The sequence below is a fragment of the Pseudomonas sp. PDM14 genome (genome assembly GCF_014851905.1).
Lineage (GTDB): Bacteria > Pseudomonadota > Gammaproteobacteria > Pseudomonadales > Pseudomonadaceae > Aquipseudomonas.
On sequence record NZ_JACVAQ010000001.1, the window covers coordinates 2,072,294 to 2,096,215 of the forward strand.

Consider the following 23,922-nt stretch of genomic DNA (forward strand, 5'->3'; position numbering starts at 1 on the left):
AGGACTGATGAAATGATCAATGTCGATCTACAGCAGCTGGTGCAGGCACTGGACGCCGATACCCGCCGCGATCTCGAAGGCGCTGCCGAGCGCTGCCTGCAGCGTGGCGGGCAAAAGATCCTCGTCGAGGATCTGCTGCTCGGCCTGCTCGAACGTCCGCACGGCCTGCTGCTGCGTGCCCTGCAGGATGCCCAGGTGGACGCCGGCGAGCTGGCGCGCACCCTGCAGCCACGCAGCGAGCACAGCGCCTCGTGCAACCCGGTGTTCGCCGCCGAGTTGGTGCAGTGGCTGCAGGACGCCCTGCTGGTGGCCAACCTGGAACTCGGCCAGAGCCAGGTCGCGCAGGCGGCGCTGATCCTCGCCCTGCTGCGCAATCCCATGCGCTACGCCGGCAGCCCGTACCAGACGCTGCTGGCCGGTATTGATGCCGAACGCCTACGCGACTTCGCCCTCAGCCAACAACCGCAGAACGCACGCTCGGCCAGCCTGCCAAACGGTGAAAGCGCCCTGGCGCGCTTCACCCACAACTTCACCCAGCAGGCCCGTGACGGCCGGCTGGACCCGGTGCTGTGCCGCGATGGTGCGATCCGCCAGATGATCGACATCCTCGCCCGGCGGCGGAAGAACAACCCGATCGTGGTCGGTGAAGCCGGCGTCGGCAAAACCGCCATCGTCGAGGGCCTGGCCCTGCGCATCGCTAGCGGGGAGGTGCCGGATACGCTCAAGGGCGTCGAGCTGCTGTGCCTGGACATGGGCCTGCTGCAGGCCGGCGCCAGCGTCAAAGGCGAATTCGAACGGCGTCTGCAGGGGGTGATCGATGAGGTCAATGCTTCGCCCAAACCGATCATCCTGTTCATCGACGAAGCCCACACCCTGATCGGCGCCGGCGGCCAGGCCGGTGGATCGGACGCCGCCAACCTGCTCAAGCCAGCCTTGGCCCGTGGCGAGCTGCGCACCATCGCCGCGACTACCTGGAGCGAATACAAGCGGTACTTCGAGAAGGACCCGGCCCTGGCCCGGCGCTTCCAGCCGGTGCAATTGCACGAGCCCACGGTGAGCGAGGCGGTGACCATCCTCCGTGGTCTGGCGCCGGTGTACGAGAAGAGCCACGGCATCTATCTGCGTGACGACGCGGTGGTCGCCGCTGCCGAACTGTCGGCCCGCTACCTGGCCGGACGCCAGTTGCCAGACAAGGCCGTGGACGTACTTGATACCGCCTGCGCCCGCGTGCGCATCAGCCTGGCCGCCGCCCCGGAAGCCATCGAGCGCCTGCGCGGCGAGATCGCCGAAGGCCAGCGCCAGCACCAGGCGTTGCAGCGCGACCAGCAGGCAGGGCTGGCCGGCGACGAGGCACTACTGGAGACACTGCAGGCTCGTCTCGATCAAGCCGCCGCCCACCTGCGGCAACGGGAACAACACTGGCTCGCCCAGCAGCAACTGGCCACCCGCCTGCTGGACCTGCGCCAGCAGTGTGCAGCCGCGCGACTGCAGCAAGCGAACGATGACCATGATGATGCCGATGAGCCGCAGCCGGACCTGGAAGAGCTCGAAGCCGAGCTGCGCGCGATCCAGGCCGCGCTGGCCACAGCCCAGGCCGGTGAGCGCCTGGTCAGCCATGAGGTCTGCCCGCGCCTGGTGGCCGAAGTGATCAGCCACTGGACCGGCGTGCCGCTGAGCCAGCTGGCCCGCGAACACAACGCCAAGGTGGCCAGCTTCGCAAGCGACCTGCGCGCCCGCATGCGTGGCCAGGAGCAGGCGGTGCAGGTGCTGGATCGCGCCATGCGCGCCGCCGCCTCCGGGTTGAACAAGGACGACGCGCCGGCCGGCGTGCTCCTCCTGGTCGGCCCCAGCGGCGTGGGCAAGACCGAGACCGCCCTGGCCCTGGCCGACCTGCTGTACGGCGGCGAGCGCTTCCTCACCACCATCAACATGTCCGAGTTCCAGGAGAAGCACACCGTCTCCCGGCTGATCGGCGCGCCGCCCGGCTACGTCGGCTACGGCGAGGGCGGCATGCTCACCGAGGCCGTAAGGCAGAAGCCCTACTCGGTGATTCTCCTAGACGAGGTGGAGAAGGCCGATCCAGACGTAATGAACGTCTTCTACCAAATCTTCGACAAGGGCGTGGCCAACGACGGCGAAGGCCGCGAGATCAACTTTCGCAACTGCCTGATCCTGCTCACCTCCAACCTGGCCAGCGACAGCATCGAAGCGCTCTGCGCTGGCGAGCAGCGACCGCCGGTGGAACAGCTGGAAGAGGCGATCCGCCCGACCCTCAGTCGCCACTTCAAGCCGGCCCTGCTGGCACGCATGCGCGTGGTGCCTTACTACCCGGTGGCCGGCGCCGTGCTACGCGAGCTGATTCAGCTCAAGCTGCAGCGCCTCGGCCAGCGTCTAGCCCGGCGCAAGCTGAGCTTCAGCCACAGCCCGGCCCTGCTCGAGCACCTGGCCGCGCGTTGCGCCAGCGGCGAGAGCGGCGCGCGGCTGATCGACCAGCTGCTGGAGCAGAGCGTGCTGCCGCGCATCGCCGACCGTCTGCTGGATGCCATGGCCAGCGGCGCCGCCATCTCCCACGTACATGCCACCCTGGACGGTGAAGGAGCGCTGGCCTGTGAGTTCGATTGAGAAAATCATCGGAGCTGCGCCGCTGCTGGGCCAGATCGCCCAGCCGCTGGCCTATGCCGAACAGTTGCTGCAGCAGTTCACCCGCCTGTCTCGCCTGGCCGGTGCCGAGCGCCTGCCGGTAGCCCTGGCCGAGGCGGCGGCGCAGCTCAGCGGCTGCCGCCTGGCCCAGCTGTACCTGCTGGACAGTACCCACACGCGCCTGACGCTGACCGCCGAATGGCTGGACGGCCAGCTCGCCGAGCACGAGACCAGCCTGTCCAGCGACTATGACGGCGAGCAGCTGCTGCAGTACTGCCTGTGCCAGAACCGCCACCTGAGCCTGGCCAGCCTCGACCCCAGCCTGCACGAGACCAGCTTCCTGCCGGCGGCGGAAAAGCCCTGGCGCAGCCTGCTGTGCCTGCCGCTGCAGGATGAACAGGCACGCGTCGCCGGTCTGCTGCTGGTGGCCAGCAGCAGCACCCGCGACCTCGACGGCTTCGCCGCCTCGCTGGCCAGCCTGGGCGCCTTCGCCCTGGCCCAGCACCAGCTGCTGCAACGCCTGCGCGCACCCAAGGCGGCCGCGCCGGAAGCGGTCAGCCCGGCGCTACCCAGCGACTATGGTCTGATCGGCAGCAGCCCGGCGATGCGCGCGGTGTATCAGTTGCTCGGCAAAGTGCTGCACAACCCGGTCAGTGTGCTGCTCACCGGAGAAACCGGTACCGGCAAGGAACTGGTCGCACGTGCCATCCACGATTGCGGCTTCCGCCGCAGCCAGGCGTTCATCGTGCAGAACTGCGCCTCACTGCCGGAAAGCCTGCTGGAGAGCGAGCTGTTCGGCTACCGCAAGGGCGCCTTCACCGGCGCCGAGCGCGACCGCAAGGGCCTGTTCGATGCTGCTGATGGCGGCACCCTGTTCCTCGACGAGATCGGCGACATGCCGCTGGCGCTACAGGCCAAACTGCTGCGCGTGCTGCAGGAAGGTGAAGTACGCCCGCTGGGCAGCACCGCGACCCACCGCGTCGATGTACGCATCGTCGCAGCCACCCACCGCGACCTGCGCAGCCTGGTCGAGCAGGGGCGGTTTCGCGAAGACCTGTTCTATCGCCTCTCGCACTTTCCCATCGAACTGCCACCACTGCGCGACCGCGCCGAAGACATCCTGCAACTGGCGCGGCATTTCGCCGACACGGCCAGCACTTTTCTGCAGCGTGATACCTGCCGCTGGGCCGACACCACCCTCACCCATCTCGCCGCCTACGCCTTCCCCGGCAACGTGCGCGAACTCAAGGGACTGGTCGAGCGCGCCGTGCTGCTCTGCGAAGGCGGCGAACTGCTGCCCGAGCACTTCGCCCTGCGCCGCGACAGCAGGCCCGACGATGGCTGCATGAACCTGCGCGAACGCATGGAACAGGTCGAGCGCAATCTGCTGCTCGACTGCCTGCGCAAGAACCGTGGCAATCAGAGCCAGGCCGCCCGCGAACTGGGCCTGCCGCGACGCACCCTGCTGTACCGCATGGACCGGCTGAGTATCAGCCCGGCCGATGTCTGAAGCGCCGCCGATTACCACCGTTTATCCCACCACACCTGGAGAACCCACGATGTCCCAGCGTTTCTGCAGTGCCGCCCTGCTGGTACTGCTCGCATGCCTCGGCGGTTGCGCCGGTAACTACACATCCAGCGATGATGACTACCGCCCTCTGGGCGACCCGCAGGCCGAACAACGCGGCAAGTGATGGCAAGGAGCACACACCAATGGAACTGGTATTCGATGTCGTCAGCACCCAGCAATTCGCCCCGGGCCTGCTGACCAGCAAGACCTTCAAGAAGGCCGGTGGCGTGATCGGCCGTGGTGAGGACTGCGACTGGGCGATCCCCGACAGCAAACGCATCCTCTCCAACCGTCATGCCCAGGTCAGCTACAGCGACGGGCATTTTTATCTCACCGATACCAGCAGCAACGGCATCCAGCTCAGGGACAACGGCGCGCGCCTGCCCAAAGGCGAGCCGCAACGCGTCGAGCATGGCTGCGTGTACTGCCTCGGCGAGCTGGAGATCCGCGCCCGCGTGCTGCAAGACCCGGCGCAGTTCGAGGAACAGATCGGCCAACGCCAGCAGGCCGGTAGCATCATTCCCGACGACGCCTTTCTCGCCCTCGACCCGATCGCCGCACTGGAACAGCGCCCGCGCGGCTACAGCACCCTGGACGAGTTCGCCGGCCTGGTGCAGGCGCCGGAGGAGCAAGCGACGCGCAGCGAGTACGCGCGCATCGACATGGAAAGCCTGCTGCTACCGGAGCTGGTGGCGCAGGCCGAGCCGGCACCGCTGGACACACGTCCGGCGCCACCCCGGCCCAGTGCCTCATCGGCACCAGCGGCGCCGTTGGACGATGCCTTCTGGCCGCGCTTCGCCGACGCCCTGGGGGTACGCCTCGACGACCTCGACGAAGCGGCGCGTCAGGCGCTGGCACTGCAGGCTGCCCGCCTGCTGCGCCAGAGCGTCGGCGGCCTGCAGCAGAGCCTGCGCACCCGTGGAGAATTGAAGAACGAGCTGCGCCTGGCCCTGACCACCGTGCAGAGCGCCGGCAACAACCCGCTCAAGCACAGCGCCGATGCCAGCGAAGCGCTGACCACCCTGCTGCGCAGCGGCAAGCCCGGCCAGCTCAGCGCCGAACAGGCCATGGGCCGCGCCTACCGCGACCTGCAGGCGCACCAGGTGGCCCTGTTCGCTGCCAGCCGCGCCGCCGTGCAGGGCCTGCTCCAGCAGTTCGCGCCCGAGCAGCTGACCCTGCAGTTCGAGCAGCACCGCAAGCCACTGCTCGCCACCTCCGCCAGCCGCTGGCGCGCCTACCGCCGCCACTTCCGTGCCCTGGAGAAGGACAACGACTGGAGCGAGCGCCTGTTCGCCCGCGACTTCGCCAGGACCTACGAAGAGCAGGTGCGCCTGATCGCCACGCTCAATACGGACTTTCAAGGATGAATGCCATGCGCCGTCTTCTCACCCTCGCCCTGCTCGTTGCCCTGAGCGGCTGCGCCAGCCTGTCGCCCTACTCCGACATGACCAAGCTCGACCTGCGCCTGCAGGCCAGCGAGACCCTCAACCCCGACCTGCACGGCCGGCCTTCGCCCATCGTGGTGCGCCTGCTGGAGCTGAAGAATCCCTCGTCGTTCAACAACAGCGACTTCTTCTCCCTGTACCAGCGGCCGAAGGAATCGCTGATGCCCGACCTGATCAGTTTCGAGGAACTGGAGGTCCGCCCCGGCGAACAGCGCGACCTCAAGCTCTCGGTACAGTCGGGCAGCCGCTACGTCGGCGTGATCGCTGCCTACCGCGACCTGCCGGAAGCGACCTGGCGCTACGTCGTCTCGCTCCAGGAAGGCCAGATCAATCAGGCCGCCCTGCGCCTAGACGAGCGCGGCCTGCAGGCGCTGAATCGCGACGGCGCGGGGGACTGAGCCATGGATATGCTCAAGGTTGTCTGGCAGGAAGGGATGCTCCTGCGCCCCCAGCATTTCCAGCAGAACGATCGCTACTACGAGCACCAGCTCAAGTCGCGCACGCGCCTGCAGGACTGCTACCCCTGGGGCTTCTTCAGCCTGGAAATCGATTACCAGTTCCTCGGCATGGGCAAGCTGGTGATCAGCCAGGCCAGTGGCGTACTGCCCGACGGCAGCCTGTTCGAGATCGACGCCAGCCGCGAACCGCTGGCCCTCGACGTGCCAGCGAACACCTCCACCATGCCGGTGTACCTGGCCCTGCCGCTGGTCACCGGCAACCACATCGAAAGCCGCCGCGGCGAACAGCAGGACGTGCTCGCCCGCTACCGTGCCTGCGAGCTGGACGTGGCCGACTCCAATGCCGGCGACATCACCGTCAGCCAGGTCAGCTGCGGGCGGCCGGAGTTCCGCCTGCTACTCGGCGAACAGCGCAGCGAGCAGGCCTTCGTCACGCTCAAGGTCGCGGAGATTCTCGACACCAGCCCGGACGGCGTCATCGCCCTCGACCCGGACCACAGCCCGACCTTCCTGCACACCCAGGCCAGCGGCTACCTGCTGTCGTGCCTCAAGGAAGTGATCAGCCTGCTCGGCCACCGCGGCGACATCCTCGCCGAACGCGTGCGTGCCGCCGGCAAGCTGGGCAACACCGAGGTCGGCGACTTCCTCATGCTGCAGCTGGTCAACCGCTACGAGCCGCAGCTGCGCCACTACCTGAGCCTGGAGCAGATGCACCCGGAGCTGCTCTACCGCGAACTGGTCGGCCTGCTCGGCGAGCTGGCCACCTTCGCCAGCGACCACAAGCGCCCACGCCTGGACAGCCGTTACCTGCACAACGACCAGGCCGGCAGCTTCCGCAAGCTGATGGAGGCGCTGCGCCAGGTGTTGTCGATGGTGCTCGAACAGCACGCCATCGAGCTGCCCTTGCAGCAGCGCCAGTACGGCATCCAGGTGTCGCCACTGCAGGACCATGCGCTGCTCGGCAGCGCCACGTTCATCCTCGCCGCCAGCGCCCAGTGCGATTCCGAGGAGCTGCGCAAGCGCCTGCCGGCGCACCTGAAGATCGCTGCCGTCGAGCGTATCCGCCAACTGGTCAACCTGCACCTGCCGGGGATCAAGGCCAAACCGCTGCCGGTCGCGCCCCGGCAGATTCCCTTCCACGCGGGCAAGACCTACTTCGCCCTGGAGTTCAGCGCCGAGGAACTGGCGCAGTTGGAGAGCTCCGGCGGTTTTGCCTTCCACGTGTCCGGTGACTTCACCGGGCTCGAGCTGAAATTCTGGGCGATCAGGAGCTGAACATGATCAAGGATGCACAGGACAAGACGGTCGTCCTCAACCGCCAGGGTGAAGGCACCGCACCGCGAGGCCCGCTCACCGACTTTGCCACGCCGCGCTTCGAGCAGCTCGAGGAGCGCATGGTCTACGCCGCGCGCATGCGCCCGGCAGAAGTCTTCAACATCAGCTTCAACCCGCTGGTCGCCGCGGCGGCGCTGCTGCTGTCCGAAGTGGTGCGGCTGAAGACCAGCACCAGCGCGGAGAACTTCCAGGCGCTGAACGAACGCCTCGGCGTGGCGATCAAGCTGTTCGAGCACCGCGCCCTGCAAGAAGGGGTGGAGGGCGGCCAGGTGATGGCCGCGCGCTACGTGCTGTGCACCGTGGTCGACGAAGCGGTGGTGACCACGCCCTGGGGCAACGAAAGCGCCTGGTCGCAGATGAGCCTGCTGTCGACCTTTCACAACGAGACCTTCGGCGGCGAGAAGTTCTTCCAGCTGCTCGAGCACCTGGCGCGCAACCCGGTCAAGCACCTGGTCATGCTCGAGCTGATGTACCTCTGCCTGTCGCTTGGCTTCGAGGGCAAGTACCGCGTGCTGCCACGCGGCATGCTCGAACTGGACGCGATCCGCGACAGTCTGTACCGGCAGATCCGCCAGCTGCGCGGCGATATCCCGCGCGAGCTGTCGCCGCATTGGCAGGGCCTCACCCAGGGCCGGCGCAAGCTGGTGCGCATCGTCCCCGGCTGGCTGGTGGCGCTGGCCACGGTCGCCGCCCTCGCCCTGCTCTATGCCAGCTTCAGCTGGGTGCTGCACGAGCAGCGCGGCACGGTGCTGCAACCCTATCAGGCGGTAGAAGCCGCCCCCGCTCCATCTGTTCAGGGATGAGTTGAGATGAAGGACTTTCTCAAGAAAACCGCGGTGCTCTTCCGCCAGACCTGGGTCTGGAGCCTGTGCCTGGTGTTGGTCGCGACGCTGCTGGTGTGGTTCGTCGGGCCGTTGCTGGCGGTCGCCGAGCACAAGTTCTGGGCACCCACCGAGAGCCGCCTGATCAGCATCAGCCTGCTGTTTCTGGTCTGGGGCCTGGCCATGGTCTTCGTCGGCTGGCGCGCCGGCGTGCGCAGAAAGCGCGAGGCCGACGACATCGACGCCCAGGAGCGACTGCGCCGCGATGGCCTGATCGGCGACGAGCAGGCCGAGCTGCGCAGCCGCTTCAAGCAGGCGCTGCGTACCCTGCGCACCTCCAGCCTGTATCGCGGGCGCAGCGAGAGGTGGCGTAACGAGTTGCCCTGGTACCTGCTGCTCGGCCCCGAAGGCAGCGGCAAGACCAGCTTGCTGGATTTCTCCGGGCTGGATTTTCCGCTGAGCGGCGATACCGAGCGCATGACCCGCAACGTCGGCGGCACCCGCTATTGCGACTGGTATTTCGCCGACCACGCCGTGCTACTCGATACCGCCGGGCGCTACCTGACCCAGCCTGACGCCGCCGTCGACGGCAGCGCCTGGCACACCCTGCTGCGCCTGCTCGGCAAGCGCCGCAGCCGGCCACTCAACGGCGTGCTGGTGAGCATTCCGGTCGACACCCTGCTGTATGCCAACGAACTGGAGCTGGAAACCTTCGCCCGCCAGGTGCGCCAGCGCCTGCACGAGCTGCACGCCGAACTGCGCGTCGAGGTGCCGGTGTACCTGGTGCTGAGCAAGGCCGACAAGGTCATCGGCTTCGACGAGTTCTTCGACCAGCTCAGCCGCGAGGAAAGCGATCAGGTGCTCGGCGCCAGCTTTCGCAAGGAACAGCAGGGCACCGACGCCGCCGTGGTCCGCCAGGAATTCGAGGAGCTGCTGCGCCGTCTCAACAGCCAGGTGATCCTGCGCATCCATCAGGAGCGCGACACCCAGCGCCGCGGGCGCATCCTCGACTTCCCGCACCAGCTAGGCCAGCTCGGCGAGCGGCTGTGTCTGCTGGTGGAACTGGCCTTCAGCGGCAACCGCTACCAGCGCGCCAGCCAGTTGCGCGGCTTCTACCTGACCAGCGCGCCGCACCTGCAGGACAGCCTCGAACCGAGCACCGCGGAAATCGGCCGCCACCTCGGCCTGGCCGGCAGCACCCTGCCCACCTACCGCAGCGGCCGCGCGCGCTTCATTCATCAACTGCTCAGCCGGGTGATCTTCCCCGAAGCCGAATTGGCCGGGCTGGACGACCAGGAGCTGCGCCGCATCGACTGGCGCCAGCGTGCGTTCTACGCCGGTGCTGCCGCCTGCCTGGTGCTCTGCGGCCTGCTCTGGGGCACGGCCTATTCGGCCAACCACGCGCGCCTCGAACAGCTGCGCGACCTCGCCCTGCAGCTGACGCGCAAGGCCGAAGGCCTGGGCAGCCAGGACGATGCGCAACAGGCCCTGCCGCTGCTCGATGACAGCTACGCCGCGACCCAGGTGTTCGCGCCTGCCATGGCCGCCTCACCGCTCGAACGCGGCGGTCTGTACCAGGGCCCGCAGGTGCAACCGCAGCTCGCCGCGGCCTACCGCCGCAGCCTGGAGCAGGAACTGCTGCCCCGTGTGGCACGGCAGCTGGAAGCGCAGATTCGCGCCAATCGCGACGACCGCGAACTGCTGCTCGGCAGCCTGCGCGCCTACCTGATGCTCAATCTGCAAGAGCGCCGTGAAGCGACCTTCCTGCAGGAATGGATGGCGGCCGACTGGTCGTTGCGCTACGCCGGCGACGACAGCACGCAGAAGGGTCTCAGCCGCCACTTCCAGCGCCTGCTCGCCGAGCCGTTCAGCGCCTATCCGCTGAACGAGCCGCTGGTAGCCGAGGCGCGGCAGATCCTGCGCAGCGAGTCCCTGGCCAAGGTGGTCTACCGAATGCTCCGCGACGAGGCCCGCAGCCTGCCCGATCACCGCCTGGCCCAAGCGCTGGGCGGCCAGGCCACGCTGTTCCTCGGCAGCGACTACGTGATCCCCGGGCTGTATACGCAAAAGGGTTATCAGCAGTTCTTCATCACCCAGGGCTTCGGCCTGGTCCGTGGCCTGCTCAGCGACAACTGGGTGCTGGGCGAAGGCAACGACCTCAGCGAGCGCGACCTTGGCCGCCTGATGGTCGAACTGGAGCAGCTGTATTTTCGCGACTACGCCAACCACTGGGGTGACGCCATCGCCCAGCTGGGCCTGGAGCCGATCGGCAATACAGCCCAGGGCATCGTCCAGCTCACCGCCCTGACCGCGGCCAACTCGCCGTTGCTGCAGGTCCTCGTGGAGGTGCGCGACAACACCCGCTTCGACCAATTGGCCTCGGCGGCCGACCAGCTCGACGAGCATACCGAACAGGCCGACTTCCGCCTGGGCAAGAAGGGCCAGCTCGCCGCAGCCGCGGCCGGCAAAGGACTCGATGCGGTTGCCAAGAGCTTGCCGGATACCGCGCGCCGCGCTCTGCAACGCCGCTTCGAGCCGCTGCACCGCCTGCTCGACGACAACAGCGGCGCCGGCCCGGAGCTGGCCGCCACCCTGCAGGCACTGGACGCCCTGCAGCTGCAGCTCAATGGCATCGGTCACGCCAGCGCGCCGCAGCAGGCTGCCTTCGAGATGGCCAAGGCACGCATGGCCGGCCAGCCGGATGCGATCAACCGGGTGCGTAGCAACGCCGCGCGGCTGCCGCAACCGGTAGGCAACTGGCTGACGCTGATCGCCGACGACAGCTGGCAACTGGTCCTGGGCGACGCCTATGGCTACCTGAACAAGCGTTATCACAACGAGCTTTACGCGTTCTACAAGACCTCGCTGCGCAAGCGCTACCCGTTCAGCGCGAAGAGCGACAGCGACGTGGCCATCGCCGACTTCCGCGAATTCTTCAAGGCCAACGGCGTGGCCGACGCCTTCGTCGAGCGCTATCTCAAGGACTTCGTCAGCGACAGCGACGGCGGCTATCAGCTGCGGCGCATGGACGGCCGGGTCCTGCCGTTGTCGGCGGATTTCCTTACGCAGATGAACCACACCCAGACCATCCGCCGCAGCTTCTTCGCCGAGAACCCGGCGGAGCCACTGGTGCTGTTCAAGCTGGAGCCGTTTGCCCTCGACTACAGCCTCAACCGCGCTGACTTCCGTGTCGGCGGCCAGCAGATGGAATACCGTCATGGCCCCATCGTCGCCACCGCGTTCCGCTGGCCCAGCGAAGGCGACAGCGAAAGCAGCAGCCTGGTCCTCGAGGAACAGGGCGGGCGGCGTGTCGGTATCGAGAAGAACAGCGGGCCCTGGTCGCTGTTCCGCCTGCTCGACCTGATGCAGGTGGAGAACCACAGCGGCCGCGACGTGCTGCTGCTCAAGGCCAACCTCAACGGCTTGCAGGCCAAGTACCTGTTGCACAGCCAGCGCTCGCCCAATCCCTTCGATGTCGCCCTGCTGCGCGACTTCAAGCTGCCGGCGGCGCTCTGATGCAGGTTCGTCAACGCCTCTGGCACAGCGCCGCGCGCACCGATACCGGCAAGGTGCGCGCGCGCAACGAGGATGCCTTTCTCGACCTGCCGCAACAGGGCCTGTGGGTGGTTGCCGATGGCATGGGCGGGCACCAGAGCGGCGACCTGGCCAGCCGCCTGATCGTCGAAAGCCTGGCCGAGCTGCCTGCCGATGGTGATTTCGATGACCGCCTGGAAGCGTTGCGCCAGTGCCTGCATCGGCTCAACCGACACCTCTGCCTGGGCCTGACACTGACCAGCGAAACGCCGGATCTGCTGGTCGGCAGCACGGTGGTGGCGCTGCTCGCCGAAAGCAGCCGCGTGGTCTGCGTCTGGGTCGGCGACAGCCGCTGTTACCTGCTGCGCGGGCGCCAGTTGTTCCAGCTCAGCCGCGACCATTCGCTGCAACAGCAACTAATCACCGAACGTGGACTGAGTGCGGCAGAGGCCGCCAATCATCCCGGCGCCCAGGCACTGACCCGGGCGATTGGCGCCAGCGAAGACCTGCAGTTGGACATCCTCGAACTGGAAAGTCTGCCCGGCGACGTGTTTCTGCTGTGCAGCGACGGCCTCTACCAAGAGCTCGACCACAACGAACTGAGCGCCGCGCTGTTGCGGCCCAGCCCGCTGCTGGCCCTGCAGCGTCTGTTCGACGTCGCCTTGCAGGGCAGTGCCCGCGACAACCTCAGCGCTGTGGTGATCAACCGATGAGCAATGCGCCACTCGCGGCCCGCGAAGCTGCCGACCTGACGACCATGGCTGAGCGCTCGCCACGGACCTCCCGCCCCCTGCCCAAGGACCTGCCCGAGGTGCTGTGCGGGCGCTATCGCATCGAGCGACTGCTCGGTGTCGGTGGCATGGGCGCGGTGTACCGGGCGCGCGATCTGTTGCGCGAGCAGTTCGGCGAGCCACAGCCCTGCGTGGCGCTGAAGATCCTCAGCGAAGACTTCGCCGAATACCCGGATGCCAGCGCGCTGCTCTACAGCGAGTTCGCCCTGACGGCGCGCCTCAACCAGCGCCATCTGGTGCGCTTCTACAGTTTCGAGATCGACCACGACAGTCAGCGTGCCTTCATCACCATGGAGCTGCTCGGCGGCTGCACATTGGACAACGTGCTGCTGCAATACCCCAGCGGCCTGCCCTGGCCACAAGCGCGCCTGGTCGCGCTCAGCCTGCTCGAAGCGCTGCAGCATGCCCATGGCCAGGGCGTGCTGCACGGCGACCTCAAGCCGAGCAATCTGATGCTCGGCGATGACGACGTACGCCTGTTCGATTTCGGCCTGGGCCAAGCCCGCGAAGGCTTTCTCAGCGGCCTGCCGCGCCTGGCACGCCAACGCTTCGCCGCCTGGACGGCGCGCTACGCCGCCCCCGAGCTGCTCGACGGCGCCCCGCTCAGCGCGACTGCCGATGTCTACGCGGTGGCCTGCGTGATCTACGAGCTGTGCAGCGGCCAACACCCTTTCCGCCGACAGAGCGCCAAACAGGCCAAGGCGATGGAGTTGCCGCTGCACGCCCCTGCCGATCTGCCCCGTGCCGCCTGGCTGGCGCTACGCGCTGCGCTGGCTTTCGATCCCGCTCAGCGCGGCAGCCTGCCAGACCTGTTGCAGGCCTTTCGCCAACCCCGTGCTTCGCGACTGCCGCAGTGGCTGCGCCGCAGGCCCGCCCTCTGACAAGGACGTCAGCATGTTCAATTCCGCCAACCAGACCCACTTCAGCCTGACCCTGGACAGTCTCGAACACGACCTGCAGGTGCTCCAGTTCAAGGGCCGTGAAGCCCTCGACCAACCCTACAGATTCGAGGTCGACGTGATCAGTGAACGCGCCGATCTGGACCTGCAGGCGCTACTCGGTCAGGCGGCATTTCTCGCCTTCGACCCAGGCGGCAGCGGCATCCATGGCCTGGTGCATGCCGCTGCCCAGGGTGAATCGGGCAAGCGCCTGACCTGCTACTGCCTGACGCTGCAGCCCAGGCTGGCCTGGCTGGCGCAGCGCTATAACCAGCGCATCTTCCAGCACCTGAGCGTGCCGCAGATCATCGCCAGGGTGCTGGAAGAACACGGCATCCTCGCTGGCAGCTACCGCTTCCAGCTCGGTCCGACGGTTTATCCACAACGCGACTACTGCGTGCAGTACGACGAGACGGACCTGCACTTCGTCCAGCGCTTGTGCGAGGAAGAAGGCCTGCATTACCACTTCGAACACAGCGGCCAGGGTCATGTGCTGGTATTCGGCGACGACCAGACCAGCTTCCCGCGCCTGGGCCAACCCACGGCCTATGTGCAGGACAGTGGCCTGGTCGCCGACGAGCCGGTGATCAAGCGCTTCGGCCTGCGCCTGGCCACCCGCACCAGCCGCGTCACCCGCCGCGACTACGACTTCGAGAAACCGCGCCTGCTCCTCGAAGCCGGTGCCAAGAGTGAATTCAAACCCGACCTGGAAGACTACGACTACCCCGGCCGCTACACCGACCGCGGCCGCGGCAAGCACCTCAGCCAGCGCGCGCTGGAACGCCATCGCGCCGATTACCAACTGGCCGAAGGCCACAGCGACCAGCTCAAACTGGTCAGCGGCCATCTGCTGGAAATTTCCGACCATCCGAAGCGAGCCTGGAACGACCTGTGGTTGCTGCAGGAGGTGATCCACGAAGGCAAGCAGCCGCAGGTGCTGGAAGAAGCGGTAACCAGCTTCCTCGAAGGACAACTCCCCTCTCCCCCCGGACAAATGGGCAGGACAGCCGATTTAGGCAGCGCTGGCTGGCCGCAGGCCGAGCCACAGGGACGTGGCGAGTCCAGAGGGGCCGGGGGTGAGGGTGCGCCAGGAAACTCCGAAGATTTCCACCAAGGCTACCGCAACCGATTCACCGCCACCCCCTGGCAGCAGGTCTATCGCCCTGCCCTGAAACACCACAAACCCCGGGTGCTGGGCAGCCAGACAGCTGTGGTCACCGGTCCGCCCGGGGAGGAAATCCACTGCGACCAACACGGCCGGATCAAGGTGCAGTTCCACTGGGACCGTGAAGGCAACGCCGACGACAGGAGCAGTTGCTGGCTGCGCGTGTCCTCCAGCTGGGCCGGCGACCGCTACGGCGGCATCGCCATCCCACGGGTCGGCATGGAAGTGCTGGTCACCTTCCTCGAAGGTGATCCCGACCAGCCGCTGGTGACCGGTTGCCTGTACCACACCGAACACGTGGTCCCCTACGATTTACCGGCCAACATGACCCGCAGCGTATTTAAAACCCTCAGCTCACCCGGCGGTGGCGGCTACAACGAACTGCGCATCGAGGACCGCACGGGCCAGGAACAGATCTATGTGCACGCGCAGAAAGACTGGGACGAGAACATCGAGCACGACCAGAAAATCCGCGTTGGCCACGAGCGCCACACTACGGTGGAAGCCAACAGCTACACCGAGCTGCAAGCCGAGGAACACCGCACCACCCACGCCGACCGCAGGGTGGAGGTGCGCACCGATGATCACCTCACCGTTGTGCACAACCAGCATCTCCAACTCGGCACTGCCCAACTAACCGAAACCGGTCGGGAAATCCACCTCAAGGCCGGGCAGAAACTGGTCATCGAAGCCGGCCTAGAGATCACCCTCAAGGCGGGCGGCAGCTTTATCAAACTAGATCCGAGCGGCATCACCCTGGTGGGTCCGCTGGCCAGGATCAACGCCGGTGGAGCGCCGGGTGTTGGTTCGGGTATCGCGATCAAGCCACCGGTACTACCGGGCGCAGCGGATGCGGATAAGGCGGGGAATTTGTTGGATGGAGGCCTAGGAAACAGTCTGAGCAACCTAAAACAGCAACCGAAGCGGATGCTCAACTTCTCCAGCTAATCAGGACCAGGCATGCGGCTAACCAACATGCCACCAAGGAACGGAATCGGGTCAAATCACCATGGCAGAACACAAACCAATCAACTGGGCATTTCCATTCAAGCTCAAGGGCGCCGACGGAACGGCTAGCAAGGACATCGCCAACCCCGAGATTTACTACGCGGCTCTGGCTCAGGCCAAAGATGGTTTCTATCCGATGGGGGCAAGCGGCAACTGGCACGGCGGCGTGCATTTCGATGAGGCGACAGGAGCTGTGCTCGATCAATCGGACGTACGCTGCATCGCCGATGGCGAAGTGATCGCCTATCGCATCGACGAGCACTATCCCGCCACCCAATATGGAGAGGGTCCAACAGCGGTACTCCTGCCCTTCTCCACCGGCTTTGTACTGGTCAAACACCGCCTGGAATTGCCACCAAAACCCGTTGAGCAAGCCACAGAGGCAGTCGCCTGTGCTCCAGTACTAACCTTTTACAGCCTGTATATGCACCTGCAAGATTGGGCTAGTTACCAAGCCCAACCTGCCTTGCCGCGCCCCAGCTTCTGGGCTGACGGACTGTGCAAAGTAAAGGCAGACGCTCCCGACAAGTTGCTAGGTTTGAATGTGCGGGCCCACTACAAGGTCCCCTCTACCGATCCACATCGTTCAGAGTACGAGAATATCCTGGCGACACTGCCGCGCGGCACCATCGTCGAGGCGGCTGACGGGCCTGATAACGAGCATGCCGGCTGGCTGAAACTGGCCAGCATCGGCCCAGCCATTGCAGGACTGGAGCCAGGAAACTGCTGGGCTTACAAGGATGAAATGAAAAGCCTGGGTAGCAATCGCTACCTCATCAGTGAGGGCGCCAAAGATCCCATCGCGCCAGTTCAGCAAGGCTTGAATGTGCGCTCGGCAACTGTACACGGTGACATCCTCGCCCTGCTGCCTAGAGGCACACAACTACGTATCAGCAACGAAGGGGCAGCCGGTAAATACCGCAAGCTGGTGGGAATTGTCAGCGGCACAGCTGTCCCCCCGCTTCCCGCAGACAGCAGCGGCAATCTCCCGGGTTTTGTCTGGCTTGACTCACTGGAGATCACCCATGAACCCAAAGCCCACGACGGCAGCGTGGTGGTGCTGGATCAACCCGTAGCGATCAAGGCGGGTGAGCTCATCGGCCATATCGGCCAGTACCAGAATATCGACGACAGCAGCCCCCGATCGATGCTGCACCTGGAGGTATTCAGCTGTGATGACGTACCAGCTTTTATCAGCCAGAGCAGAGTATGGACAGAAGGCTTGCCCGCAGAACAGAAGACTCTGATCAAGATTCACAAAGGATCTACGGTCATCCAGCCCATAGCAGCAGATAGCCAGATCGCGAGTGGCGCTGACGCGAAAACCGCGGCCGACTCTCCAACTGAAGGTTGCTGGGCCAAGGTACAGCCGTACGTCATATTGAAGGTCAACAAGAGCGACCTAGGTACCTATGGCAGCAAGCAGTACCCGTTAGATGCCAGCCAAAAAAACACCATCGCCGGCGCACACGGTATTGATGTAAGCGAACTGCCAGATCAGGTCGACTTCCTGATGGAAACCTATCTGGCTGATGGTACTGATCCACAGCCCTACGTCAGTGGGAGCATTTCCCCCGGACGCCCAATGCGCAAGATTGGAGTGAAGCTGAATACCCCTGTTTGGGTTAAGCGCAGCGCACTCAATGCTCAGGGTCAGCGTGCCAGTACCAGCAGTACTCTGGATGCGTGGAATAGCTTTCCCCTGAGCCAGGCAACAGATGGCCCCGCGTGCGGCTTCGAACGCATCCTCAGCAAAGCCTCCTGGAACGATCTCAGCACCGCCCACAAGGCCGTCGACGCGAATACCGAGAAAACCCGTTGGTGGTACGTGACTGTCGCCAACACCGCCGGGCATGAAATCTCCGGCTGGGTACCCGAGGCCGACCTCATCGTTACTGAGCATTCCCCCTGGGAATGGCCTGGCTTCAGCCAGATAGAGGACGCAACATCCATTGTCGGCCAGCAGGCGCAAACCCTAGGCGCGCAAGGGGCCCTCTCAACCGAAGAAACCCAGAGCTACGCAGCACAAATCGATGAAGCCGAACGCGGGGCGCTGTTCAAACAGCTATTTGAAATAATCGATCAGCCTGACGCTGCTGGCGTGCGCGATAAAAAACTCACTCCTGCCGAAATCAAAAAAGCTCTCAGCAAGCCTTGGCTGGCCCAACAGCTCTCTTTGCTTATCACTCACTACGAGAGCGAGTGGCTCTCGAACTCTGCCAAATGGAATGAGCTTGATCCGTTAATGTCACACACTCCCGGAGAACCAAATCTAGACTGGGAGAAAGAGAAACAGCGAATTGAAAAGCTGAGTTGGTGGGTAGAGTTGGCAGATAGGCAGAGGCTAAATGCTAATGGGAAGGTGTGGCACTTTAACCCTATCGTAATTTCAACTAATTTCCGCACAAATAAAAATAAGAAAGTCACCGTAGAAATGTTGCGAACAATATGGACTAGCACTTTTGTTTCTGATGAAACCCTACAAGAATTAGCCGACAATCTAAATCCATACTTGGAAGAATACAAACTCAACACGATGTATCGTCTATCTCACTTTTTTGCACAAGTTAGAACTGAGGTAGGTTTAAAATTCAGCCTAACGGAATCATTTAACTACGCGCCGGCTGGCTTGATATCTACATTTAGCTACTTCTTACACCATCCGGCTGAAGCACATGATTATGGAAGATCGAGCCAACATCCAGCAAACCAAGAAGCAATAGCGAATCGAGCCTATAACGGTGTCAACGGAAACGTTTCACTTGGTAATGGAAGTATTGAAAGCGGAGATGGCTGGAAATACAAAGGTAGAGGCCTTAAACAGACTACAGGTAAATTTAACTATTCTGACTTTCACAATAAGTATTCATTGCTTTGGCCAGGTGAGAATGTCAATTTTGTAGAAAATCCAGAACTACTAGGAGAGATGTTTTACGGCATAAGAGCGGGGGTATTTTTCTGGCTGCGCTACAATTTATATGAAATTGCCGACACCACCACCTCAGAAAACATAGACACAAAAACTAATGCAGTAACTGCAATAATAAATCAGTACACAAGCAGCTACGGTGAAAGGCGCGAGCACATGAACAACATTATAAATAATGGTACTTTCAAGGAATTCAATTAATGGCACGCCACTTTATTTTTTTTATAACTTCTTTATTTTGCACAAGCGCATTCTCTTGTTTCAATACAGACCCGGCCCTAGCTGAATTGAAAAGAAATATACAAATAACTCTTGGATCCGAAAACATACAAGGCGATATTGATTTTTTGATAATACCGCCCAACTGCAAGATCTGGCCTTCCCAAAATGGTAAATCCGTGCTGTTACAGCCCTACGGCCACACAAAGAAAATTGGGGAGTCAGAAGAAAACTATCTCGGCATGGCCATCGCCATTGTCAACTCTAAAACAGGAGCTATAGAAAGCCTAGTCAACGAAACTAAAATAGTGACGATAGATGCTATTGAACCAAAGTCACTATCTATTGACACGGCAACATACAGAATATCTCCCGAGGAAATTGCATTCGGCGTAAGAATTTTTCAACAAAATCAATCTAGAGCAAACCCATTCCAAGAAGAATTCATAAATCTGTATGTTCCAAAAAACCAAAAAATAGAGAAGGTAGTCAGTGGGCTCGTGACCTCAACTTATAATGGTGAAGGGGATGGATTTTGTGGTTTTAAAGGGGAAAATAAATATTCAACTATAGCCATTTCCCCAAAAATAAAAAATAAAAAGAACAAACTGATCGTAACTATAAAAACCAAAGAAATTTTAGCTTATGACAAACAAGGGGCATGCATAGAACTCAACAAATACATTAACAGCCGCAAATTCACCATTCAATACAACGGCAAGCAATATGAAATACCTACAGAACTAAAATCAATATCAACAACTTATTGAGTAAGCACGTAAATCCAAATACGTTGAAGATTCTCTGCTTAATTTATTTATCGCGGAGTGACGAAACCAGAGCACAATAAAAAGCGTGCATTGGCCCGCTTTTTTATCTCACCCTTACGACTTACTCCACCGTCACGCTCTTAGCCAAGTTACGTGGCTGATCGACATCGGTGCCCTTGAACACTGCCACGTAGTACGACAACAGTTGCAGCGGCAAGGTGTAGAGGATCGGTGCCAGTACGTCGTGGATGTGCGGCATGTTCACCACGTGGGTACCTTCGCCGTTGCTCATCCCGGCTTTCTCGTCGGCGAAGACGATCAGTTGGCCGCCGCGCGCGGCGACTTCCTGCAGGTTGGATTTGAGCTTTTCCAGCAGTTCGTTGTTCGGCGCCACGGTGACGACGGGCATGTCGCTGTCCACCAGGGCCAGCGGGCCGTGCTTGAGTTCGCCGGCCGGGTAGGCTTCGGCGTGGATGTAGGAAATTTCCTTGAGCTTGAGCGCGCCTTCCATGGCCACCGGGTATTGCGCACCACGGCCGAGGAACAGGGTGTGGTGTTTTTCGGCGAACAGCTCGGCGATTTTCTCGACGGTCTTGTCCATGGCCAGGGCTTCGCCCAGGCGGGTGGGCAGGCGGCGCAGCTCTTCGACCAGTTCGGCGGCGACACCGGCTTCGAGGGTGTTGCGTGCCTGGCCGATGGCGAGGGTAAGCAGGAGCAGGCCGACCAGTTGGGTGGTGAAGGCCTTGGTCGAGGCGACGCCGATTTCCGGGCCGGCCTGGGTCAGCAGGGTGAGGTCGGATTCACGTACCAGGGAGCTTGTGCCGACGTTGCAGATGGCCAGGCTGGCCAAGTAGCCGGCCTGCTTGGCGTTGCGCAGGGCGGCCAGGGTGTCGGCGGTTTCGCCGGACTGGGAGATGGTGACGAACAGGGTGTCGGGCTGCACCACGACCTTGCGGTAGCGGAACTCGCTGGCGACTTCGATCTGGCAGGGAATACCGGCCAGGGCTTCGAGCCAGTAGCGGGCAACCATGCCGGCGTGGAAGCTGGTACCGCAGGCGACGATCTGCACGTTGCGAATCTTGGCGAACAGCTCGGCAGCTTGCGGGCCGAAGGCCTGGACCATGACGTGATCGTTGCCGAGGCGGCCTTCCAGGGTGCGCTGCACGACCTTGGGCTGCTCGTGGATTTCCTTGAGCATGAAGTGGCGGTACTCGCCCTTGTCGGCGGCTTCGGCGCCTTCGTGGTACTGCACGGCTTCACGCTGCACCGGCTGACCGGCGACGTCCCAGATCTGCAGGCTATCGCGGTGGATCTCGGCGATGTCGCCTTCTTCCAGGTAGACGAAGCGGTCGGTGACCTGACGCAGCGCGAGCTGGTCGGAGGCGAGGAAGTTCTCGCCCAGGCCGAGGCCGATCACCAGCGGGCTGCCACTGCGCGCGGCGAGGATGCGGTCCGGCTGCTTGGCGCTGATCACGGCCAGGCCATAGGCGCCATGCAGTTCCGGCACGGCGGCCTTGAGTGCGGTGGTCAGGTCGCCCAGTTCGGCGAGCTTGTGGTGCAGCAGGTGGACAATGGTCTCGGTGTCGGTTTCCGAGGTGAACACGTAGCCCAGGCCCTTGAGGCGTTCACGCAGGGCTTCGTGGTTTTCGATGATGCCGTTGTGCACCACTGCCAGCTCTTCACCGGAGAAGTGCGGGTGGGCGTTGCGCTCGCTCGGCACGCCGTGGGTGGCCCAGCGTGTATGGGCGATGCCCAGGTGGCCATTGAGCGGCTCGCCGGCCAAGGCCTGTTCCAGTTCGGCGACCTTGCCGACACGGCGACGGCGCTGTAGCTGGCCGGCGAGATCGAAGACAGCAACGCCGGCGCTGTCATAGCCACGGTATTCGAGGCGCTTGAGGCCTTCGACCAGGATCGGGGTGATGTTGCGTTCGGCGACGGCGCCAACGATGCCACACATGCTCGTTCTCCTCAGGGTTGCGCCGCGGCGAGGATCAGGTTCACCCCGCGCGCGCGTATCTGTTCCGCCGCCTGTTCGTTAAGGCGGTCATCGGTGATCAGGGTATGGATGCTGCCCCAGGGCAGTTCCAGATTGGGAATCTTGCGGCCGACCTTGTCGCTCTCGACCATGACGATGACTTCGCGCGCCACCTCGGCCATGACCCGCGACAGACCGAGCAGCTCGTTGAAGGTGGTGGTGCCGCGCTGCAGGTCGATGCCATCGGCGCCGATGAACAGCTGGTCGAAGTCATAAGAGCGCAGCACCTGTTCGGCGACCTGGCCCTGGAAGGACTCGGAATGCGGATCCCAGGTGCCGCCGGTCATCAACAGCACGGGTTCGTGCTCGATGTCACGCAGGGCATTGGCCACGTTCAGTGAGTTGGTCATCACCACGAGGCCAGGCTGCTGACCAAGCTGAGCGATCATCGCCGCCGTGGTGCTGCCGCTGTCGATGATGATGCGGGCATGCTCGCGAATCAAGCCAACAGCGGCGCGGGCAATGGCCTGTTTGCCAGGAGAAACCGGCTGGGCGGGCTCGCCGATCAGTTCCTGCGGCATCGGCACTGCGCCACCATAGCGGCGCAGCAGGAGGCCATTTTTTTCCAGCTCGGCGAGGTCCTTGCGAATCGTCACTTCACTGGTGGCAAAACGCTTGGCCAGCTCATCCACACTGACTTCGCCCTGCACATCAAGCAGGGCGAGGACGGCATGGCGACGTTGCGGCGTGTTGCGTTTCGACATGGTTAAGTTTCGATTCGAAAGATAAGTTGCCGAATAAAAACCTAACGAAAGAAAAAGGTCAATCCGCACAGGCAAAAAAGGCGGCGTGTAGCCGCCTTTTCAGTGAAGCCGACCTACTTCTTGGTCGGGCGCTTCCAGCCTTCGATATTGCGCTGCTTGGCTCGACCCACAGCCAGGGTGTTGGCCGTTACATCCTGAGTCACGGTGGAGCCGGCGCCGGTGGTCGCGCCATCACCCAGGGTAAGCGGCGCCACCAGGGAACTGTTGGAGCCGATGAACACGTCTTCGCCCAGCACCGTGCGGTGTTTGTTGGCGCCATCGTAGTTGCAGGTGATGGTGCCGGCGCCGATGTTGGTGCGTGCACCGACCTCGGCATCGCCCAGGTAGCTGAGATGACCGGCCTTGGCGCCTTCGCCGAGGACAGCGTTCTTCAGCTCGACGAAGTTGCCGACGTGGGCCTTGGCCCCCAGCACCGCACCCGGGCGCAGACGGGCGAACGGGCCGCAATCGGCGCCCTCGCCCAGTTCGGCACCTTCCAGGTGGCTGTTGGCTTTGACGATGGCACCCTTGCGCAGCGTGCTGTTTTTGATTACGCAGTTGGGGCCGATCTGCACGTCATCTTCGATGACGACCTTGCCTTCGAGGATCACGTTGATGTCGATGGTGATGTCACGCCCGACCGTAACCTCGCCACGCACATCGAAACGATGCGGATCGAGCAGGGTCACGCCCTGGGCCATCAGCTGACGGGCCATGCGTTGCTGATAGTGGCATTCGAGCTGCGACAGCTGGATGCGGTCGTTGGCGCCCAGCACTTCCATCTCGTCCTGGGCGGTCTCAGTGGCCACCACCAGGCCGTCGGCCACGGCCATGGCGATGACGTCGGTGAGGTAATACTCGCCTTGGGCATTGCTGTTCGACAGGCGGCCCAGCCAATCACCGAGGCGCTTGCCCGGCACGGCGAGAATGCCGGTGTTGCCTTCGCGGATGGCGCGCTGCGCCTCGCTGGCGTCCTTGTGCTCGACGATCGCCTGGACCACGCCGTTGGCATCGCGAACGATACGGCCATAGCCGGTGGGGTCAGCCAGGTTGACCGTCAGCAGACCGAGCTGGCTTTCGTTGGCCTGCTTGAGCAGACGGGTGAGGGTTTCCACCTTGGTCAGCGGTACGTCGCCATAGAGGATCAGCACCTTGTCCGCTTCGAGCGCCGGCAGTGCCTGGGCCACGGCATGGCCGGTGCCGAGCTGCTCGGTCTGCAGCACGAAGTGGATATCGTCAGCCGCCAGACGATCGCGTACCAGCTCGGCGCCGTGACCGATCACCACGTGAATCTTGCGCGGCGAAAGCTGGCGGGCAGTATCGATGACGTGGCCGAGCATGGGTTTGCCGGCAACCGGATGCAGCACCTTGGGCAGGGCCGAACGCATGCGGGTGCCCTGGCCGGCGGCGAGGATGACGATATCGAGGGACATGACGGAATCCTGAACGGGCACAGGCGGAGGACCACCTGTGGATAAAAACGGCAGAAAAGAAAAAGGGTAGCCAAGGCTACCCTTTTAC

16 protein-coding genes are annotated in these 23,922 nt (G+C 63.3%); 13 read left to right on the plus strand and 3 right to left on the minus strand.

The genetic code is table 11. The features are described from left to right. Positions 1-12 precede the first annotated feature (12 nt). The 13 genes from tssH (at position 13) to IB229_RS09865 (ending at position 19,623) form a co-directional block, all read left to right on the plus strand. Positions 13-2,622, plus strand: a complete 2,610-nt coding sequence (gene tssH, locus IB229_RS09805; protein WP_192327620.1) for a type VI secretion system ATPase TssH — start codon at positions 13-15, stop codon at positions 2,620-2,622. Between the two features lie 22 nt (positions 2,623-2,644). Then, positions 2,645-4,150: a sigma-54 interaction domain-containing protein gene (locus tag IB229_RS09810; protein ID WP_192329369.1), complete on the plus strand. Its 1,506-nt coding sequence runs from the start codon at positions 2,645-2,647 to the stop codon at positions 4,148-4,150. 49 nt (positions 4,151-4,199) lie between these two features. Then, positions 4,200-4,334 (plus strand): type VI secretion protein, encoded by a 135-nt coding sequence (locus IB229_RS09815; protein WP_192327624.1) that lies wholly within the window; start codon positions 4,200-4,202, stop codon positions 4,332-4,334. Between the two features lie 19 nt (positions 4,335-4,353). Then, positions 4,354-5,577: a type VI secretion system-associated FHA domain protein TagH gene (gene tagH / locus IB229_RS09820; RefSeq protein ID WP_192327627.1), complete on the plus strand. Its 1,224-nt coding sequence runs from the start codon at positions 4,354-4,356 to the stop codon at positions 5,575-5,577. 5 nt (positions 5,578-5,582) lie between these two features. Next, a complete protein-coding gene (gene tssJ / locus IB229_RS09825) occupies positions 5,583-6,053 on the plus strand; it encodes a type VI secretion system lipoprotein TssJ (RefSeq protein ID WP_192327630.1) in 471 nt (156 codons plus the stop codon). Between the two features lie 3 nt (positions 6,054-6,056). After that, positions 6,057-7,388, plus strand: coding sequence for a type VI secretion system baseplate subunit TssK (tssK, locus tag IB229_RS09830; RefSeq protein WP_192327633.1), 1,332 nt, complete (start codon positions 6,057-6,059; stop codon positions 7,386-7,388). 2 nt (positions 7,389-7,390) lie between these two features. Further along, on the plus strand, positions 7,391-8,251 hold the full coding sequence (gene icmH, locus IB229_RS09835) for a type IVB secretion system protein IcmH/DotU (RefSeq protein ID WP_192327635.1): 861 nt from the start codon (positions 7,391-7,393) through the stop codon (positions 8,249-8,251). 6 nt (positions 8,252-8,257) lie between these two features. Continuing rightward, positions 8,258-11,785 (plus strand): type VI secretion system membrane subunit TssM, encoded by a 3,528-nt coding sequence (gene tssM / locus IB229_RS09840; protein WP_192327638.1) that lies wholly within the window; start codon positions 8,258-8,260, stop codon positions 11,783-11,785. Further along, entirely contained in the window at positions 11,785-12,516 is a 732-nt protein-coding gene (locus IB229_RS09845; RefSeq protein WP_192327641.1) for a PP2C family protein-serine/threonine phosphatase, read from the plus strand. The genes tssM and IB229_RS09845 overlap by 1 nt, the downstream gene beginning before the upstream one ends. Beyond that, positions 12,513-13,475: a serine/threonine-protein kinase gene (locus IB229_RS09850; protein ID WP_192327644.1), complete on the plus strand. Its 963-nt coding sequence runs from the start codon at positions 12,513-12,515 to the stop codon at positions 13,473-13,475. The genes IB229_RS09845 and IB229_RS09850 overlap by 4 nt, the downstream gene beginning before the upstream one ends. A gap of 13 nt (positions 13,476-13,488) precedes the next feature. Next, complete coding sequence (tssI, locus tag IB229_RS09855) at positions 13,489-15,645, plus strand: type VI secretion system tip protein VgrG (RefSeq protein ID WP_192327647.1); 2,157 nt, start codon at positions 13,489-13,491, stop codon at positions 15,643-15,645. Between the two features lie 61 nt (positions 15,646-15,706). After that, entirely contained in the window at positions 15,707-18,835 is a 3,129-nt protein-coding gene (locus IB229_RS09860) for a glycoside hydrolase family 19 protein (RefSeq protein ID WP_192327650.1), read from the plus strand. Beyond that, positions 18,835-19,623 carry a hypothetical protein gene (locus IB229_RS09865; RefSeq protein WP_192327653.1) on the plus strand — a complete coding sequence of 263 codons (789 nt, stop codon included), beginning with the start codon at positions 18,835-18,837 and terminating at the stop codon, positions 19,621-19,623. Before IB229_RS09860 ends, IB229_RS09865 begins: the two co-directional genes overlap by 1 nt. 121 nt (positions 19,624-19,744) lie before the next feature. Here IB229_RS09865 and glmS read toward each other — a convergent pair whose 3' ends face one another. The 3 genes from glmS to glmU form a co-directional block, all read right to left on the minus strand. Continuing rightward, positions 19,745-21,580 (minus strand): glutamine--fructose-6-phosphate transaminase (isomerizing), encoded by a 1,836-nt coding sequence (gene glmS, locus IB229_RS09870; RefSeq protein ID WP_192327656.1) that lies wholly within the window; start codon positions 21,578-21,580, stop codon positions 19,745-19,747. Between the two features lie 11 nt (positions 21,581-21,591). Then, positions 21,592-22,362, minus strand: a complete 771-nt coding sequence (locus tag IB229_RS09875; protein ID WP_192327659.1) for a DeoR/GlpR family DNA-binding transcription regulator — start codon at positions 22,360-22,362, stop codon at positions 21,592-21,594. Between the two features lie 113 nt (positions 22,363-22,475). Next, a complete protein-coding gene (gene glmU / locus IB229_RS09880; RefSeq protein ID WP_192327662.1) occupies positions 22,476-23,834 on the minus strand; it encodes a bifunctional UDP-N-acetylglucosamine diphosphorylase/glucosamine-1-phosphate N-acetyltransferase GlmU in 1,359 nt (452 codons plus the stop codon). Positions 23,835-23,922 lie beyond the last annotated feature (88 nt).